The organism is Streptomyces sp. S465 (assembly GCF_026898115.1).
Classification (GTDB): Bacteria; Actinomycetota; Actinomycetes; order Streptomycetales; family Streptomycetaceae; genus Streptomyces; species Streptomyces luomodiensis.
The window spans coordinates 8,043,542-8,060,646 of sequence record NZ_CP114036.1; the positions used below are offsets into that span (position 1 = coordinate 8,043,542).

Annotated in this window: 13 protein-coding genes; 10 read left to right on the plus strand and 3 right to left on the minus strand. The window is 72.0% G+C overall.

Translation table 11 applies throughout. The annotated features are described in order from the left end of the window. Window positions 1–5: 5 nt before the first annotated feature. The 3 genes from N6H00_RS34070 to N6H00_RS34080 all read left to right on the plus strand — a co-directional run bounded on the left by N6H00_RS34070 (window position 6) and on the right by N6H00_RS34080 (window position 3,636). Window positions 6–833: an ABC transporter ATP-binding protein gene (locus tag N6H00_RS34070; RefSeq protein ID WP_268975682.1), complete on the plus strand. Its 828-nt coding sequence runs from the start codon at window positions 6–8 to the stop codon at window positions 831–833. Then, window positions 830–2,032 (plus strand): ABC transporter permease, encoded by a 1,203-nt coding sequence (locus N6H00_RS34075; protein ID WP_268975683.1) that lies wholly within the window; start codon window positions 830–832, stop codon window positions 2,030–2,032. Before N6H00_RS34070 ends, N6H00_RS34075 begins: the two co-directional genes overlap by 4 nt. A gap of 236 nt (window positions 2,033–2,268) precedes the next feature. Further along, window positions 2,269–3,636, plus strand: a complete 1,368-nt coding sequence (locus N6H00_RS34080) for a cation:proton antiporter (protein WP_268975684.1) — start codon at window positions 2,269–2,271, stop codon at window positions 3,634–3,636. 30 nt (window positions 3,637–3,666) lie between these two features. On the opposite strand, the gene N6H00_RS34085 is transcribed toward N6H00_RS34080, so the two are convergent. Both N6H00_RS34085 and N6H00_RS34090 read right to left on the minus strand, forming a co-directional pair. After that, window positions 3,667–4,404, minus strand: coding sequence for a polysaccharide deacetylase family protein (locus N6H00_RS34085; protein ID WP_268975685.1), 738 nt, complete (start codon window positions 4,402–4,404; stop codon window positions 3,667–3,669). 109 nt (window positions 4,405–4,513) lie between these two features. Then, on the minus strand, window positions 4,514–5,914 hold the full coding sequence (locus tag N6H00_RS34090; RefSeq protein WP_268975686.1) for an endo-1,4-beta-xylanase: 1,401 nt from the start codon (window positions 5,912–5,914) through the stop codon (window positions 4,514–4,516). Window positions 5,915–6,331: 417 nt separating this feature from the next. Here N6H00_RS34090 and N6H00_RS34095 point away from each other — a divergent pair, with 417 nt between their 5' ends. From N6H00_RS34095 to N6H00_RS34125, 7 genes are all read left to right on the plus strand, one after another. Continuing rightward, window positions 6,332–7,621 (plus strand): ABC transporter substrate-binding protein, encoded by a 1,290-nt coding sequence (locus N6H00_RS34095; RefSeq protein ID WP_268975687.1) that lies wholly within the window; start codon window positions 6,332–6,334, stop codon window positions 7,619–7,621. A 52-nt stretch (window positions 7,622–7,673) separates the two neighbouring features. After that, window positions 7,674–8,612, plus strand: coding sequence for a carbohydrate ABC transporter permease (locus tag N6H00_RS34100; RefSeq protein ID WP_268975688.1), 939 nt, complete (start codon window positions 7,674–7,676; stop codon window positions 8,610–8,612). Between the two features lie 16 nt (window positions 8,613–8,628). Then, window positions 8,629–9,456 carry a carbohydrate ABC transporter permease gene (locus N6H00_RS34105; RefSeq protein WP_268975689.1) on the plus strand — a complete coding sequence of 276 codons (828 nt, stop codon included), beginning with the start codon at window positions 8,629–8,631 and terminating at the stop codon, window positions 9,454–9,456. After that, window positions 9,453–10,496: a LacI family DNA-binding transcriptional regulator gene (locus tag N6H00_RS34110; RefSeq protein WP_268975690.1), complete on the plus strand. Its 1,044-nt coding sequence runs from the start codon at window positions 9,453–9,455 to the stop codon at window positions 10,494–10,496. Before N6H00_RS34105 ends, N6H00_RS34110 begins: the two co-directional genes overlap by 4 nt. 108 nt (window positions 10,497–10,604) lie before the next feature. Beyond that, the gene (locus N6H00_RS34115; protein WP_268975691.1) at window positions 10,605–12,539 is read left to right on the plus strand and encodes a glycoside hydrolase 5 family protein; all 1,935 of its coding nucleotides are present in this window, start codon (window positions 10,605–10,607) and stop codon (window positions 12,537–12,539) included. Continuing rightward, complete coding sequence (locus tag N6H00_RS34120) at window positions 12,536–14,821, plus strand: glycoside hydrolase family 3 N-terminal domain-containing protein (protein WP_268975692.1); 2,286 nt, start codon at window positions 12,536–12,538, stop codon at window positions 14,819–14,821. The genes N6H00_RS34115 and N6H00_RS34120 overlap by 4 nt, the downstream gene beginning before the upstream one ends. 193 nt (window positions 14,822–15,014) lie before the next feature. Beyond that, the gene (locus N6H00_RS34125) at window positions 15,015–16,412 is read left to right on the plus strand and encodes a cytochrome P450 (protein WP_268975693.1); all 1,398 of its coding nucleotides are present in this window, start codon (window positions 15,015–15,017) and stop codon (window positions 16,410–16,412) included. Between the two features lie 94 nt (window positions 16,413–16,506). On the opposite strand, the gene N6H00_RS34130 is transcribed toward N6H00_RS34125, so the two are convergent. Beyond that, on the minus strand, window positions 16,507–17,103 hold the full coding sequence (locus N6H00_RS34130; protein ID WP_268975694.1) for a toxin: 597 nt from the start codon (window positions 17,101–17,103) through the stop codon (window positions 16,507–16,509). Window positions 17,104–17,105: the final 2 nt, after the last annotated feature.

Sequence of the window (17,105 nt, forward strand, 5' to 3'; positions counted from 1 at the left end):
CCGGCATGGAGACACAGACGGCTCAGACGGCCCAGGCGGCCCAGGCGGCCCAGACCACCACGACGTCCCAGGCGACCGAGACGATCCAGACGCCGCCGGCCGGTGTTCAGGGCCCCCGCGAGGCGGTCCTGGAGCTGGAGGACGTGACCAAGGTCTACCCGGGTGCCTCCCCGGTCGTGGCGCTGGACGGGGCCGGTTTCACCATCCACCGGGGCGACCTGGTGGCGATCGTGGGTCCGTCCGGCTCCGGCAAGTCGACCCTGCTTCAGGTGATGGGCACCCTGGACCGGCCGACCTCCGGGAAGGTACGGATCGTGGGGGAGGATGTCGCCGCGATGTCCGACCGGGCGCTGGCCGGATTGCGTGCCATCCGGATCGGCTTCGTCTTCCAGCAGTTCTTCCTGGCCGAACACGCCACCGCGCTGGAGAACGTCGCCGACGGCATGCTGTACGCGGGCGTCCGGCGCCCGGCCCGGCTGTCGGCCGCCGCCGCGGCCCTGGACCGGGTGGGCCTCAGCCACCGGATCCACCACCGGCCGCCGCAGCTGTCCGGTGGCGAGCGGCAACGCGTCGCGATCGCCCGTGCCCTGGCCGGCGACCCGGCGATCGTGCTGGCCGACGAGCCCACCGGCAACCTCGACAGCGTCGCCGGCGCCGCCATCTTCAAGCTGTTCAGGGAACTCAACGCCGAGGGCACCACCATCGTGATGATCACCCACGACCGGGAGCTGGCGGCCCGGCTGCCGCGCCGGATCGAGGTCCTCGACGGCCACATCGTCGCGGACGTCCTGTCGGCGGAGGACCCCCTGGACACCGAAAGGCGGCTGCCATGACCGCCACGGCCACCGCCCCCGGCCGGCTCTATCCCGCTGATCTCGCCCGGACCGCCAGCGTGGGCCTGCGCACCCGGCGGATGCGGGCCGCCCTGTCCGCGCTGGGCATCGCCATCGGCGTCGCCGCGATGGTGGCGGTGCTCGGGCTGTCGTCCTCGTCACAGGCCGGACTGCTCGCCGAGATCGACAAGCTGGGCACCAACCTGCTGAAGGTCACACCGGGCCAGTCGCTGGGCGGCGGGGACGCGAAGCTCCCCGTCGAGGCGCCGGGCATGATCTCCCGGATCGGCCCGGTCGAGGCGGTGCAGAGCACCGGCAAGACCGACGCCGAGGCATACCGCAGCCCGCACATCCCGACCCTCAACACCAACTCCCTGTCGGTGAACGCCGCCAGCCTGCGCCTCCCGGCCGCGGTGCGCACCTCGATGGCCCAGGGCAGATACCTCAACGCCGCCACCGCGCGGCAGCCGGTCGCCGTCCTCGGCTGGGATGCCGCGAGCCGGCTGGGCATCTCCCGGATCCACCCGGACATGCGCATCTGGGTCGGCGGTCAGTGGTTCTACGTGTCCGGGGTCCTCAAGCCCGCGAAACTGACACCGGAGATCGACTCGGCGGTGCTGGTGGGCTATCCGGCCGCGGAGAAGTACCTGGACTTCGACGGCCACCCTTCCACGGTGTATGTGCGGTCGGACACCGACCAGGTCAAGGAGGTGCGCGAGGTGCTGGCCGCCACCGCCAACCCGCAGAACCCCAGTGAGGTCAACGTCACCCAGCCGTCGGCCGCGCTCGAGGCCCGCGCCGCCGCGCAGTCGGCGCTCGACGGGCTGTTCCTCGGGCTGGGCGCGGTGGCCCTGCTCGTCGGGGGCATCGGCGTCGCCAACACCATGGTCATCTCCGTGCTCGAACGCCGCTCGGAGATCGGTCTGCGGCGGGCGCTCGGCGCCACCCGGGGCACCATCCGGACGCAGTTCCTCTCCGAGGCGGTCCTGCTCGCCATGCTCGGCGGTGTGGCCGGGGTGGCGCTGGGCACGCTGGCGACGTTCGTCTACGCCGGCGTCAAGGGCTGGGAGACCGTCGTCCCGGTGCTCGCCTGGGCGGGCGGACTCGGCGCGGCCGTGGCCATCGGTGCCATCGCCGGGCTGCTGCCCGCCCTGCGGGCGGCCCGGATGCAGCCCACGGAGGCGCTGCGGACGGTCTGACCGAAGCTGCCCGGCACCGTGGTCTTCCCCCGTCCCGGTGCCGGGCTCCCCGCCGTTCGGGGCGGCGCAGGGGAGGCGTTGGGGGAAGTATTCGGGGACACGTACGCCCGTGCCGTGACGATGACACACCGTCGGCGGGACCCCACCCCGGCACCTCCGTCCAGATGTCCAAGTGCACATTTCCGTCCCGCCGCCCGCTCCCCGAGACTGGGCGGAACCCGTGACGCGGAGGGGGCATGGCCATGAGTGGCGGCGCGCTCGAAGAGACCATCCGTGATGTGCTGATCGGCCTCGCCGTGGTCGTGCCCGTGGCCCTCTTCTGCGGGCGGATCGCCCAGCGGCTGCGGCAGCCGGCGGTGCTGGGGGAAATCGCGGCCGGTCTGATGCTGGGCCCCAGTCTGCTGGGTCTGTTCCCCGGCGATCCGACCGCGGTCCTCTTCCCGGCCGAGGCCCGCCCCTTCCTCCAGTTGCTGGCCCAACTGGGTCTGGTCCTCTTCATGTTCGGGGTGGGTTATCACCTCGACGTCGCGCATCTGCGTGGCCGGGGGCGCCAGGTGATGTCGGTGTCGTTCAGCTCCGTCGCCCTGCCGTTCGTGCTGGGCACCGGCCTGGCCGTCGGGTTCGCCACCTGGGGCCTCACCGAGCGGGGGCGGGCGGGGTTGCTCGGTCCGGCGCTGTTCCTGGGCGCGGCCATGTCCATCACGGCCTTCCCGGTGCTCGCCCGCATCCTGACCGACCACGGTCTGGCCCGGGAGCGCATCGGCAACGTGGCGCTCGCCTGCGCCGCTCTCCAGGACCTGCTGGCGTGGGGCATTCTCGCCGTCGTGGTCGTCGTGGTGAACGCCGACGGGCCCTGGCCACTCGCCCGGATGGCGTTGCTGTCCACCCTCTTCGTCCTCGGCATGCGGTACGTGGCCAGGCCCGCGCTGCGCCGGCTGCTGGCGCCCGAGCGGCCCTGGAACCGGGACAGCGCCCTGGCCCAGGGGGTGGTCTTCGGCGGCCTGCTGCTGTCGGCCTGGGCCACCGACGCGATGGGACTGCACACCGTGTTCGGCGCCTTCGTCTTCGGCGCCGTCGTACCGCGCCGGCAGCTCGAAGCCCACGCGCCGGACGTGCCCGCGCGCATCGAGCAGTCGAGCCTGCTGCTGCTCCCGGTCTTCTTCGCCGTCACCGGACTGTCGGTGGACTTCCAGGGCCTCGGCGCGCAGGGCCTGGTCATGCTGCTCGCCGTGCTCCTGGTGGCCTGCGCGGGCAAGTTCGTCGGCGCCGCGGTGGCCGCCCGGCTCACCGGGGCCACTCCCCGGCAGTCCATCACCCTCGGGGTGCTGCTGAACGCGCGGGGGCTCACCGAACTGGTGCTGCTCAACGTGGGCCTCGCCCTCGGTGTCATCGACGGGCGCCTCTTCACCGTGATGGTGGCCATGGCCGTGATCACCACGATGATGACCGGCCCGCTGCTCCAGCGCCTGTCGCCGGCGCCCCGGTCGCTCACCGTCGGCCGCGGTGGCGAACACGGGGACGCCGGCGATGCCAAGGGCGCCGGCGACGCGGGAGGCTCCGGCGATGCCGAAGCCTCCGCGGAAGACGCCGGTGTCGCCCGGTGAGTGCCGCAAGCGGTCACTCGGCTACGGCGCTCAGGGAGCCGTGACGACGGCGCCGCCGCCCGCTCCGGCCGTGATCCGGCCGGGGCACAGCTTCCGTGCCGCGAGCCCGCTGAGGATCTGCGGTACCGCGTTGACGGTGCTCTGGTAGCCGCCGTCGTGCATGAGGATGATGCTGCCCGCCCGCATGGTGGCGGCGGCCTGGACGATCTGCTGGGTGCTGGCCCCGTTCCAGTCCTGGGAGTCCACGGACCACAGCACCTCGGTCAGCCCCAGACGGGCCTCATCGGCCTTGATCTGCGCGTTGGTCTCGCCGTAGGGCGGGCGGAACAGGGTGGGTGTCTGTCCGGTGATGCGCTGGATGGTGCTCTGGGCGCCCGCGATCTCGTTGTACGCGGCCGGTTCGCCGATCTGGGTGAGATGCGGATGGGTGGAGGTGTGGTTGGCGATCCACATGCCCGCCGACTGCTCGGACCTGAGCAGGTCCGGGTACTGCTCGGCGTGCTGTCCCCAGATGAAGAAGGTGGCCTTGGCGCCGCCCGCCCGCAGGGCCGTCAGCAGCGCCTGCGTCGACGCGGGATTCGGCCCGTCGTCGTACGTCAGACCCACGTATCCGCCCGAGCAGTCGGCCCAGGCGGTGCCGGTGCCCGCCGCACCGTGCGTGGCCGCCGGGGACGGGGCGGCGGAGAACGCCGCCAGGGCGGCCGTGGCCGCGGCGACGAGCCCGACCCTTAGACGTTTGCGGCTGCGGTCGCGGGTGCTTACGGCCACCCGTCGGCCGGTGGTACTCCCGGTTGCTGTTTCCCCGGTCATGTCTCCTCCTCGCGCGTGAGTGACAGTGAGTTGGGCACGGCGTGCCCGCGGGTGCGTCGTCGGCCGGCTAGGAGGCGGTGCAGGAGCCGATGGTGGGGGCCGACCAGTCCCCGTTCGCCATGACCGTGAAGCCGAAGCTGGTCGTCGCTCCGGCGCTCAGATTGCCGTTGCCGTTGGGTTTCACCGTCATGACCTTGCCGCTGCTGTCCCAGCTGGGTGTGGAGTTCCAGGTGGCGGAGACGCGCTGCGCCGAACGCACGGTCACCGTGACCGTCCAGCCGCTGATGGCGGAACTGCCGGCGGTCACCGTCACCTGGCCGTTGAAACGGTCGCCCCACCGCTGCGTCTCGGAGTACGACGCGGTGCACGACCGGCCACCGCCACCGTCACCGCCACCACCGCTGGAGCCGCCGAGCGCTGCCAGCACCGCGTCGTACGCGGGCTTCTTGCCGTAGTTGTCGTCGAACAGCAGCGGGGTGCCGCTGGCCCGCCACGAGTACTTGTCGGGGATGCCCCAGACGGTGATCCCGGTGCAGCGGGACACGGCCAGGCACGCCTGGGTGACCCGGCGGTAGCTGTCGGCCTGGGCCGAGCCGGAGCCCTCGATGTCCAGCTCGGTGATCTGCACGTCGACGCCGAGGTCGGCGAAGCGCTGGAGGTTCTGCTGGTAGTCGGAGGGGACCGGGGACTGGCTGTTGAAGTGCGACTGGAAGCCGACGCAGTCGATCGGAACCCCGCGCGCCTTGAAGTCCTTCACCAGGTTGTAGACGGCGTTGCTCTTCGCGTTCTGACCGTCGGTGTTGTAGTCGTTGTAGCAGAGCTTGGCGCTGGGGTCGGCCGCACGGGCGGTGCGGAACGCCTCCTCGATGAAGCCGTCGCCGAGCTTGTCCTGGAACGGCGAACTGCGCCGCGCACCGCTGCCGCCGTCCTGGAACGCCTCGTTGACCACGTCCCAGGCGTAGATCTTGCCCTGGTAGTGCTGCATCACCTTGGTGATGTGGTTGTTCATCGCCGAGCGCAGATCGGTGGCGCCCAGACCGCTGACCCAGCCGGGCAGCTGGGAGTGCCAGACCAGGGTGTGGCCGCGGATCTTCATGCCCTTGCCCTGCGCATGGCTGACGATCTGGTCGGCGGAGGTGAAGTTGAACGAGTTCCGGGAGCCCTCGACGGCGTCCCACTTCATCTCGTTCTCGGGTGTGACGGCGTTGAACTCGGTGTCCAGCGTGGCGGCGTACTGCGCCTCACCGAGGTGGTTGGCGGCCACGGCGGCGCCGAAGTACCGGCCCTTGGCGGCCGCCGCGCCACCGAGGGTGCTCGCGGCGCTGGCGGTACCGGACAGGGTGAGGACGCCGGCGGCGGTGAGGAGGCCGACGACACCGAGGGTGAACGCTCTTCGGACATGTAACCGAGGACGCTGGGCTCCGCGAGGGGAGCGCCCCGGCTCATGACGACGGGTACTGGTGACCATTGCTGTCCCTTCTTCCGGGGGCCGGACGGTCTCGAGCCGACCGTCCGGCCGTGCTGGGGAGGTGCCGATGGGCAACGATCGATGCGGAGTATGCTGCGGAGCTGACGCAACGTCAACGCTTCCTTCCGGAATTATTCCGGTAGGAAAGATTCTGCCTCCCTCGTTGATGCCGCCTCTGAGCTGTTGCTTTGTGGAGTAGGCGAATGTCGGCCGTTGGCGTGGAGGATCTCCCAGTCTCGGCGTCCGAAAAGTTTTCGGCGGCGGGTGATGCGCTGTCCGCCGCCACCCCACTCAAGAGCGGCGGCGATGTCCGCACCGGCGAAGGCTTGACCGGGCGCGAAGTGGCTCCTACAGTCCTCACACCTCCGAGGTAGATCGATTAACCACTCGTTAACCGCCTGGTTGGAGACCCCCGCAGTGCACTCACCGCTGACTCGGCGCGGCTTCCTCGCCGCCGGTTCCGGCCTCGCCGCCGCGACCGTCCTGCCCGGCCTGTCCGGCTGCTCCGCGCTGACCGGGGCCGACTCCGACCCCCACACGCTCGTCGTGCACAGCCAGCTGGGCACCACCGCCCCGGGGTCGCCCACCTACCTCGCGGCCCTGGACCGGTTCCGCGCGGAGAACCCTGGACTCAAGGTCAAGAACCTCATCAACGGCGACGACCTCGCGCAGGTCTACGAGACCTCACGGCTGGCCCGCAAGGAGCCGGACGTCGTCATGGTCAACCTCTACGACAAGACGCTGGCGTGGACGGACGTCGGCGCCACCGTCGACGTCAAGGGCTACCTGGACGACTGGGGACTGCGCGAGCGCGTGCGCCCGGAGGCGCTCGGCGCGTGGACCGACGCCAAGGGCCGGCTGCGGGCCTTCCCCTACTTCGCCACCAACTGGCCGATCGCCTACAACAGGGCACTGCTGGACCGGGCGGGTGTCGACGCGGTACCCGCCACGGGCGATGAGCTGATCGCCGCGGCGCGCAAGCTGCGCGCCAAGGGGATCGCGCCGGTGACCGTCGGCGGCAACGACTGGACCGGGCAGAAACTGCTCGCCCAGATCATCCAGACGTTTCTCACCGAGGACGAGGCCAGGCACGCCTATTCCACGGGAGACTTCGGCAGCAGGGGCGCCCGGGAGGGCATCGACTACTTCGTGACGCTGCGCGACGCGGGCGTCTTCGCCGACAAGGCGCAGGGCCTCACCTCGGACTCGATGACCACGCAGTTCAACACGGAGGCCGCCGCCATCGAGTCGGCGATGTCCTCGGCGCTGGCGAAGGTGCCCGCGAAGGTGGCCAAGCACACCGAGGTCGGCGGCTGGCCACTGGCCGGCGGCGCCGCGCACGACAAGCCCACCATCCTGCGGACCTACACCCTGATCGGGTTCTGGATCAGCCCGAACGGCACCAAGAAGATCGACGCGGTGGAGAAGTTCGTGCGCTTCATGTACCGCCCCGACACCGTCTCCCGGTTCATCGAGGAGAGCGGCCGCGACATGGCGCTGCGCTCCGACGCCGTCAGTACGGGTTTCCCGCTGGTCGCCGCCGCGCAGCGGCTGGGCTCCCGGGTGAGCCAGGTGCTGCTGCCCGATGTGTACGTCCCGCCCGCCGCCGCCCAGCCACTGATCACCGCGACCAGTACGTCCTTCACCCGAGGCACCAGCGCCGCGAAGGTCCGCGCCGCGCTGGAGACCGCGTACCGCTCCGCGTGACCCGCCCGCCCGCTCGTTCACACCCCGAGCCCGACTCCACGGGAGCCACCCCATGACGACGCTGACGTCGACCCCGGGCGGGGCCGCGGTCCGCCACCCCGCTCCGCCCGCCACCACGGCCCGTTCGCGCACACCCCGGCAGGGCGGCACGATCCTCGCCGTGCCCGCGCTGGTCTGGTACGCGATCTTCATGATCGGCCCGGTGGCCGCCATCTTCGTGATCGCCGCCCTGCACTGGCCGGGGATGCTCCAGCCGGTGTCCTTCGCCGGTCTCGGCAACGTCCGCACGGTCCTCGACGACCCCGTCTTCTGGGACGCGGTGCGCAACACCGCCGTCCAGCTGGCGGTGGCGCTGCCGATCATGATCGTGTGCGCCTACATGCTGGGCTACTACGTCGCGCAGCGGCCGCCCGGACACCGTGTCATCCGCTATCTGCTGTTCATCCCGGGCCTGATCTCCACCCCCGCCAAGGCGATGGTGTTCTACGCGGCGCTGTCCCCGGACGGGCTGGTCAACGGGGCGCTCCAGGGCGCGGGACTCGGTTCGCTCACCGACGCCTGGCTCGCCTCGCCGTCGACGGCCCTGGCCTGTCTCATCGCCCTGGACGTGTGGAGCGGGATCGGCTTCACCGCCGTCCTGTTCGCCGCCCGGCTCGGCAGTGTCCCCGACGACCTCGGCGAGGCGGCGCAGCTGGACGGGGCCGGGCACTGGCGGACCATGTGGCGCATCCACTTCCCGGTGATCCGCGACTATGTCGGCGTCGTGACCATGCTCCAGTTCCTGTGGACCCTCTTCGGGTCGGCGCAGCACGTCCTGCTGCTCACCCAGGGCGGTCCCGGCAGCTCCTCCACGACGCTGTCCTTCCTCGTCTACCAGAAGGCGTTCATCGCGGCCGACCTGGGCTACAGCCAGACCGTCGGCGTCATCCTCTTCCTGGCCGGGCTCGTCGGGCTGCTCGCCATCCGCCGCGCCTTCCGGCAGAACTACTGATCGAAGGCGGCTCACCATGAAACTCGGCAAACGCTGGCTGCCCGCACACCTTCTGGTGTGGACCTACGCGGTGCTGCTGATCGTGCCGCTCTACTACTTCCTCGCCTCCGCGTTCAAGAGCAACGAGGAGATCTTCGCCCACCCCTTCGCGCTGCCGGAGTCGTTCGGCCTCGGCAACTTCACGACCGCCTACCACAGCGCCGACCTGGGGCCGGCTATCGTCAACTCGGCGCTGGTGACGGTCCTTTCCCTGGCGCTGACCCTGCTGCTGGCGCTGCCCGCGGCGTTCGCGCTCGCCCGGTCGACCGGGCGGCTGGCGTCGGCGATGGAGAAGGTGTTCTCGCTCGGTTTCCTGATCCCGACGTTCGCGGCGCTCTTCCCGACGTTCCTGCTCGCCGCGGCGACCGGACTGTTCCACACCCGCGCCTTCATGGTGCTCTTCCTGCCCGCCACGGCGATGCCGCTGTCGGTGGTGATCCTGGTGCAGTTCATGCGGACCATCCCCCGGGAGATGGAGGAGGCCGCCCGGATGGACGGCGCGTCCACCTACACGGTGCTGCGGCACATCTACACGCCGATGTGCCTGCCCGGCATCGCGACCGTGGTCCTCCTGAACTTCCTCACGTTCTGGAACGAGTACCTGTACTCGCTCGTCATCATCGGACCCGACCCCGAGCAGCGCACCGTGCAGGTGGCGCTGCCCACCCTGAAGGCGATCACCGGCACCGACTACGGTGTCCTCACCGCCGGCACCGTACTGACCCTCATCCCCGTGTGGGTCGTCTACACGGTGCTCCAGAAGCGCATGCAGGCGGCACTCGTCAACGGGGCGGTGAAGATGTGAGGGCGCCCACCGGGACGCCGGGCCGGCGTCCCACCATCAAGGAGGTGGCGGCCGCCGCCGGGGTGTCGACCGCGGCCGTGTCCCAGGCGTTCAACGACAAGGGCCGGCTGTCGGAGACGACCCGGCGGCGCATCCTGGACACCGCGCTGGAACTCGGCTGGTCGCCGAGCGCGTCCGCCGCCGCCCTGCGCAGCGCCCGCACCCGCACCCTGGCCCTCGTCGTGCGGCGCCCCACCGATGTGCTCGGCGCGGACCCGCACTTCAGCGAGCTGATCACCGGCATCGAGGGCGAACTGGCGCCGCGCGGCTACGGACTGCTGCTGCACCTGGTCGCCGGTGCGCAGGAGGAACACGCCCTCTACAAGCGGCTCGCGGCCGAGGGCCGGGTGGACGGGGCCGTGCTCACCGACGCCCGCGCCGACGACCCGCGCCCCGCCCTGCTGGCCCGCCTCGGCCTGCCCGCCGTGCTGCTCGGCCCGCCCGACCGCACCGCCGCGGTGCCGCGCGTCGGCCTGGGCCACCAGGGCGCCGCCGTCGAGGAGACCGTCCACCACCTGCTCGGGCTCGGACACCGGCGCATCGCCTATGTGGCGGGCCCGGCCGACCTTCAGCACACCCGGCTGCGGGGCGGCGTCTTCGAGGCGGCCCTCCGGCAAGCGGGGTTGCGGCCCTACGCGGTGCTGCACACCGACTTCACCGAAGTGTCCGCCGTCGCCGCGACCGAGGCGCTGCTGGACGGCGCCGACCGCGCCACGGCGATCGTCTACGCCAACGACTCCATGGCGATGTGCGGTATCGGCGCCGCCCGGCGCGCCGGTCTGCGGGTCCCCGAGGACCTGTCGGTCGTCGGCCACGACAACCTGCCGCTCGGCCGCTGGCTGCACCCTCGGCTCACCACGGTCGACCAGCAGGTGCAGCGGGTCGGCGCGGCCGCCGCCCGGCTGCTCCTCGCGCGCTGCGGCGAGGACGTCCAGGACACGGTGCTCGACGACCGGCCGCGGCTGGTCGTCCGCGAGTCCACCGGACCCGCCCCCGGCTGACGCCCCGGCCCCGCGCCGGCACCACGGACCGCCCCGGACCCCGCGCCCTCTCGACCGTCCACCAGCACCACCGCCCCCACACCGCACCACCGACCTCCGGATAGGACCATGCGACGCCACAGCGCCCAGCTCACCCACCACCCCGCCGTCCTGCCCTGGCTCGGCGCCAACTTCTGGTCCCGCACCGGCGGGCCCCTGATGTGGCGCGACTACGACCCCAAGACGGTCCGCGCGGAACTGCGGGTGCTGCGCGAGCACGGCCTGACGATGACCCGGTCGTTCTTCTACTGGCCCGACTTCCATCCGCAGCCGCACCGCATCGACGAGACGCTGTGCGAACGCTTCCGCGACTTCCTCGACGCCCACCACGAGATCGGCATGGGGACGGTGCCCACCTTCATCGTCGGACACATGTCCGGCGAGAACTGGGACCCCGCCTGGCGCGGGGGCCGCGATCTGTACGAGGACGTGTGGATGGTCGGCCGCCAGGCGTGGTTCGCCTCCCAGATGACCCGCCGCTTCAAGGACCACCCGGCGGTCACCGGCTGGCTCATCACCAACGAGATGCCCGGATACGGCCGGATCTACCAGGTGGACCCGCCCTCCTCCGAGGTGGTGACGGCCTGGGCGCAGGCCATGTGCAACGCCGTACGGGCGGCCGGCGGCACCCAGCCCGTCTCCCTCGGCGACGGCGCCTGGGGCATCGAGGTCACCGGCCGCGACAACGGCTTCTCGCTGCGCGAGACCGCCGAGTACGTCGACTTCGTCGGCCCGCATGTGTACCGCTCCGACACCGACCGGCCCCGTCAGCACCTGCGCGCCGCCTTCGAATGCGAACTGGCCTCGGTCACCGGGCAGCCCGTCGTCCTGGAGGAATTCGGCCTCTCCACGGACACCGTCTCCGAGCAGAACGCGGCCGCCTACTACCGGCAGACCCTGCACAACTCGCTGCTCGGCGGGGCCACCGGCTGGATCGCCTGGAACAACACCGACTACGACGACCTGTGGGACCGCTCGCCGTACGACCACCACCCCTTCGAGATGCACTTCGGCATCACCGACCGCACCGGCGCCCCCAAGGCGCCACTGCGCGAACTCGCCGCGTTCGCGACCACACTGAAGGCCGTGGACTTCGCGCACTGCCGGCGCGCCGACGCGGACGCGGCGCTGGTCGTGCCCGCCTTCCTGGAGCGCGGCTACCCCTACAGCAGGCCCGCCGACCGCCCGCTGATCTTCACCTCCCTGCACCAGAGCTATGTCGCCACCCGCGCCGCCGATCTGCCGGTGGGCTTCACCCGGGAGGCCGACGGCCTGCCCGGCGACGCGGCCCTGTACCTGCTGCCGGCCACCCGCCAGCTCACCACCCGCACCCGGCGCGAGCTCGAACGCCGCGCCCACGCGGGCGCCACCGTCTACCTCTCGTTCTGCTCCGGCGAACACCCCGGGACCCGCGGCCCGTGGTTCGACGACCTGGACGGGCTGTTCGGCGTCGAACTCCAGCTCTCCTACGGTGTCGCCGAGCCCATCGAGGACGACGTCCTGGAGATGACGTTCACCGGCGACTTCGGCGGGCTGACGGCCGGGGACACCCTGCGTTTCCCCGTCGCGGGCAACGAGGACAGCCGGGCCTACCTGCCGGTCCTGGCGCGGGACGCCCGGGTGGTGGCCGTGGACGCACACGGCCGCCCCGCTCTGCTGGTGCGCGACACCGGGCACGGCCGCACCGTGCTGGCCACCTATCCCCTGGAGCACATGGCCGCCCGCACCGCGCGGGTCAACCCCGAGGACACCCACCGCCTCTACGCGGCACTCGCCGACGTCGCCGGCGCCCGCCGCCCGGTGACGGTCGACTCCGCTCACGTCGGCGCGGACCTCCTGGTCCACCGGGACGGACGCCGCTTCGTGTGGCTGGTCAGCCAGAGCCCCGAGCAGCTCACCGTCCGCCCGGCCGCCGACGGCACGCTGCACGACCTCGCGTCCGGCGCGCCGGCCCCGGAGGTGACGCTCGACCCCTACGGTGTGCGCGTGGTGGAGCTGAGGTGACCGATCAGCTCTACCGCGACCCCTCCGCCCCCGTGCCGGAGCGGGTCCGCGACCTGCTGGGGCGCATGACGCTCACCGAGAAGGTCGGCCAGGTCAACCAGCGCATGTACGGCTGGCACGCCTACGAGCGCCACGAAGGCGGCCACCGGCTCACCGACGCCTTCCGCGCCGAGGTCGCCGCGTGGGACGGGATGGGCGCCCTGTACGGGCTCCAGCGGGCCGACGCGTGGTCCGGCGTCGGCTTCGCCGACGGCCTCACGGCGGCGGACGGGGCCCGGGTCGCGGACACGGTGCAGCGCCATGTGGTGGAGAACACCCGGCTGGGCATACCGGTGCTGTTGGTCGAGGAGGTTCCGCACGGCCACCAGGCCCTGGACGGCACCGTGCTGCCGGTCAACCTCGCCGTCGGCGCCACCTGGGACCCCGCCCTCTACGAGGCCGCCGCGGCGGCGGTCGCCGCTCAGCTGCGGGCACGCGGCGGCCATGTGGCGCTCGTCTCCGCCCTCGACCTGGTGCGCGACCCGCGCTGGGGCCGCGCCGAGGAGTGCTTCGGCGAGGACCCGTATCTGGCGGCCCGGCTCACCGAGGCGCTGGTGCGGGGCGCGCGCAGCGCCGACGTGGCCGTCGTGCTCAAGCACTTCGCCGGCCAGGGGGCCACCGTCGGCGGGCGCAACAGCGCGGCCACCGAGCTGAGCGCCCGCGAACTGCACGAGATCCATCTGGCGGCGGCCAGGGCCGGGGTACGGGCCGGGGCCGCCGGGGTGATGGCGGCCTACAACGAATTCGACGGCCTGCCCTGTGTCGCCAACCGGGCCCTGCTGACCGGGCTCCTGCGGGACCGGTGGGCGTTCGACGGCATCGTCATGGCCGACGGCGCCGCGGTCGACCGCCTGGTCCGGCTCACCGGAGACCCGGTGGCCGCGGGGGCCCTGGCCCTGAACGCCGGATGCGACCTCAGCCTCTGGGACGCCTGCTATCCGCGGCTGGCCGAGGCGGTCGAGCGGGGACTCGTCACGGAGCGGACCCTCGATACGGCCGTGGCCCGCGTCCTGACGCTGAAGTTCCGCCTGGGCCTCTTCGAACAGCCCTACGCCCGTGCCACGGTGGCCGGAGAACCGCGCCCGGACCCGCGTGAGCTGAGCGAACGCCTCGCCCGCGCGTCCATCACGCTGCTCGCCCACGACGGGCACGTCCTGCCGCTGCCACCGGCCACCCGCCGGATCGCCGTCCTCGGCCCGAACGCCGACTCGATCCCCCAGCAGATCGGCGACTACACCGCACCGCAGCGGCCCGGCTGCGGCCACCTCACGATCCTGGACGGCATCCGGGCGGCCGCCCCGCCGGACACCGAGGTCACCTCGGCGCCGGGCTGTGATCTGGTCGGTGGCGATTTCACCGGTGTCCCCGGGGCGGCCGCGCTCGCGGCGGCGGCCGACGTCGCGGTCCTGGTGCTGGGCGGTTCCAGCGCGCGGTCGGACGACACCTCCTTCGACACAGCCGGTGCCGCCGTCGTGACCGGCGCCAACCTCGTCGGCATGACCTGCGGCGAAGGCGTCGACCTGGCCGACCTGCGGCTGCCCGAGGGGCAGTTGGCGCTCCTGGACGCCGTGGCGGCCACGGGCGTGCCGGTCGTCGTGGTCCTCGTACAGGGCCGTCCACACGCCCTGCCCGACCTGACCGGCACCGCCGGGGCGGTGCTGAGCGCGTGGTATCCGGGCCCGTGGGGCGGTCGGGCCGTCGCCGATGTGCTGTTCGGCGCGGCCGAACCCGAGGGGCGGCTGCCGGTGTCGGTACCGAGGTCGGCCGCGCAGCTGCCGGTGTTCTACAACGCCAAGGACCACGGATACCGCGGCTATGTGGACCAGCCCGCCGGTGGCCGGTACGCCTTCGGCCACGGCCTGTCGTACACCACGGTGGACTACGCGCCGCCACGCCTGTCGCGCACCCGTGTGACCCCGGACGATCCCACCCTCGTCTGCCGGGTCACCGTGCGCAACACCGGACGGCGGCCGGTGCGGGAGACCGTCCAGCTCTACGTACGGCGGCTGTCGGGAGGGTCCTCCTGGCCACGTGTCCGCGAACTGCGCGGATTCCTCCGCCTCGATCTGCGCCCGGGGGAGGAGGCCGCCGCCGTGTTCGAGATCGACGCCGACACCCTCGCCTCCGTCACCCGGGATCTCGGCCTCGCCGTCGAACCCGGGGAACTCCTCCTGGAGACCGGGCCCTCCTCGGCCGCCACCCAGGGCGCACCGCTGCTGATCGCGGCCCCGCGCAGCGGGTGAATACCACCAGTTCGGACACCACGGGCGGGGGCCGGCGGCCGCGCTGTTCAGCCCGCGAGCCGGCCGCTAGTCTGTCTGCGCTGTAGCGGGCCGCTCCCGCTCCGTGCCGCGCGTCGGATGCCGTGTGGCTTCCCCACACGGACCACACGGCCCGGCCGGAACGGCCCTTGCTGTCGCACTAAGGACATCGGACATGGAATTCCCCCCTTCGGAGCTGGCGTCCCTGGCGGTCGAGCCGCTGATGACACGGGACTTCGAAACCCGGCCCGCCGCGGTCTACTCGCGCCTGAGAGCCCGTTACGGACCGGTGGCGCCCGTCGATCTGCACGGGGTCCCGGTGTGGCTGGTGCTCGGCTACCGCGAGGTGTGGGAGGTCCTGCGCGACGAGAACGTCTGGAAGAAGGACGTCCAGCACTGGCGGTGGCTGAACGAGGGCAAAGTCCCCTCCGACTGGCCGAATCTGCCCAGCTACCAGGTCAGCCATCTGCTGGTCCAGGACGACCAGCGGCGCAAGGCGACACGCGCCGCCGTGGAGGAGGCGATCGCCCCCTTCCAAAACCCCCATGCGCCGGAGTCCTTCGAGCTGGCGAAGGCCGTCTCCCGGCACGCCGACGAGTTGATCAGCTTCTTCGCGGACGGCAGCGACAGCGGATGGGTGGACCTGGGCGCGCAGTTCGCACGGGCGCTGCCGCTGATGGCCGTCAACCGGCTGTTCGGCTTCCCGGTCGACCAGGGCGACGAGGTCTTCATGGACTCGTGGCGCATGGTGGACGGCGGCCCGGAGGCCGCCGCGGCCGTGGGCCGGCTGGTGGCCGCGACGACCGAACTCGCCGCGTACAAGAAGCAGCACCCCGGCAACGACCTGACCACCCGGCTGCTCGCCGTCGAGCCCGCGCTGACGGTGGAGCAGGTCGGGCTGGAGCTGTACGCCATCATCGTCATCATGGCGGAGCTGGTCAGCCACGCCATCACCAACAGTGTGCTGGAGGTGCTGGCCGGGGAGGCCGGGGCGCGGGCCGGCCTGATGGCGGGGCCCGTCGAGGAGCTGGTCAACCGCGTGCACATCGCCTCGCCACCGTGGGTCAACCTCACCTTCCGCTTCCCCGTGGTCGACACCGACCTGGGAGACTTCCGGCTGGCCGCGGGCGACGCGGTCGTGCCCTCGATCGCCGCCGCGCACGGTGACCCGGTGTTCGCCACCCCCGGCAGCCACGAGGCGTCGGTGAGCTCGCGCGCCCATCTGGCCTGGGGCGCGGGGCCGCACCAGTGCCCGGGGCGGGGCATCGCCGACATGATCGTCACCACGGCGGTGGGCAAGCTGTTCGAACGGTGCGACCTCGAACTGGGGCTGCCCGTCGACCAGTTGCCCTGGCGCTCCTCGACGCACGTACGCGGGCTGAAGTCCTGCCCCGCCCGGTTCCACATGCGGATGCGGCCGACCCCGGTGGCGCCCCCGGCCCCCGAGGCGGCCGCGCCCGCCCCGGCGCCCGAACCCGCTCCGGCGCCCGAACCCGCGACCCCCGTCCCCGCCCCGCCGGAACGGCCCCGCTCCGCGCTCTGGCGCTTCCTGGCGAGCCTCCGCCGAGGCTAGGACGAGCACAAGGCGCCAGGACGAGCACGAAGTGCCAGGACGGCACGAAGCCGGCGGTGGCATGCGGCCGCCGCCGGCGCATGTGTGACGCGCATCAGATCAGGGTGCGTTCGATCCGGCTGAGGGTGGCGTCCTGCCCGGCTTCCCTGGCCTCCCCGGCCTTCCCGGCTTCCCCGGTCTTCGGGGCCGTGGGCACACCATGCCGTGTTCCGGTGCCGCCCACCCGTTGGGAGAGCAGATAGGCGATGATCTCCGCTTCCTGCTCCTGGACGTCGTCGTAGGTCGCGCGCAGGAGCATGTCACGCACGAGGTCGGGGTCGAGGTTGGGGAAGAGGAGGCGGGCGCTCGCCTCGTCCAGCCAGCCTGCCCCGCGATGGCAGCAGATGATGTGGCCCAGCTCATGCAAGATGATGTGCTCCTGATGCGCGCTGGTCGTGTTGGCGTCGTAGAAGATGAGGTCCTCGTCGCGCGCGGCGACCCACATGCCGCACGGGTGCGACGCCGGCATCTGCATCGGGACCAGCGTGATCGGGCGGCCACGGACCTCGCCGAGATAGCGGCACAGTTCGGCGACATCGGCCACCTCCGGCAGATCCAGCTCGGCGATCCGCCGCGCACCCGCCTTCCGGAGCTTCTTGAGCTGGCTGCGCCGGTCCTGACCGGCCGACCGCCCCTTCTTGGCGCCCCTCACAC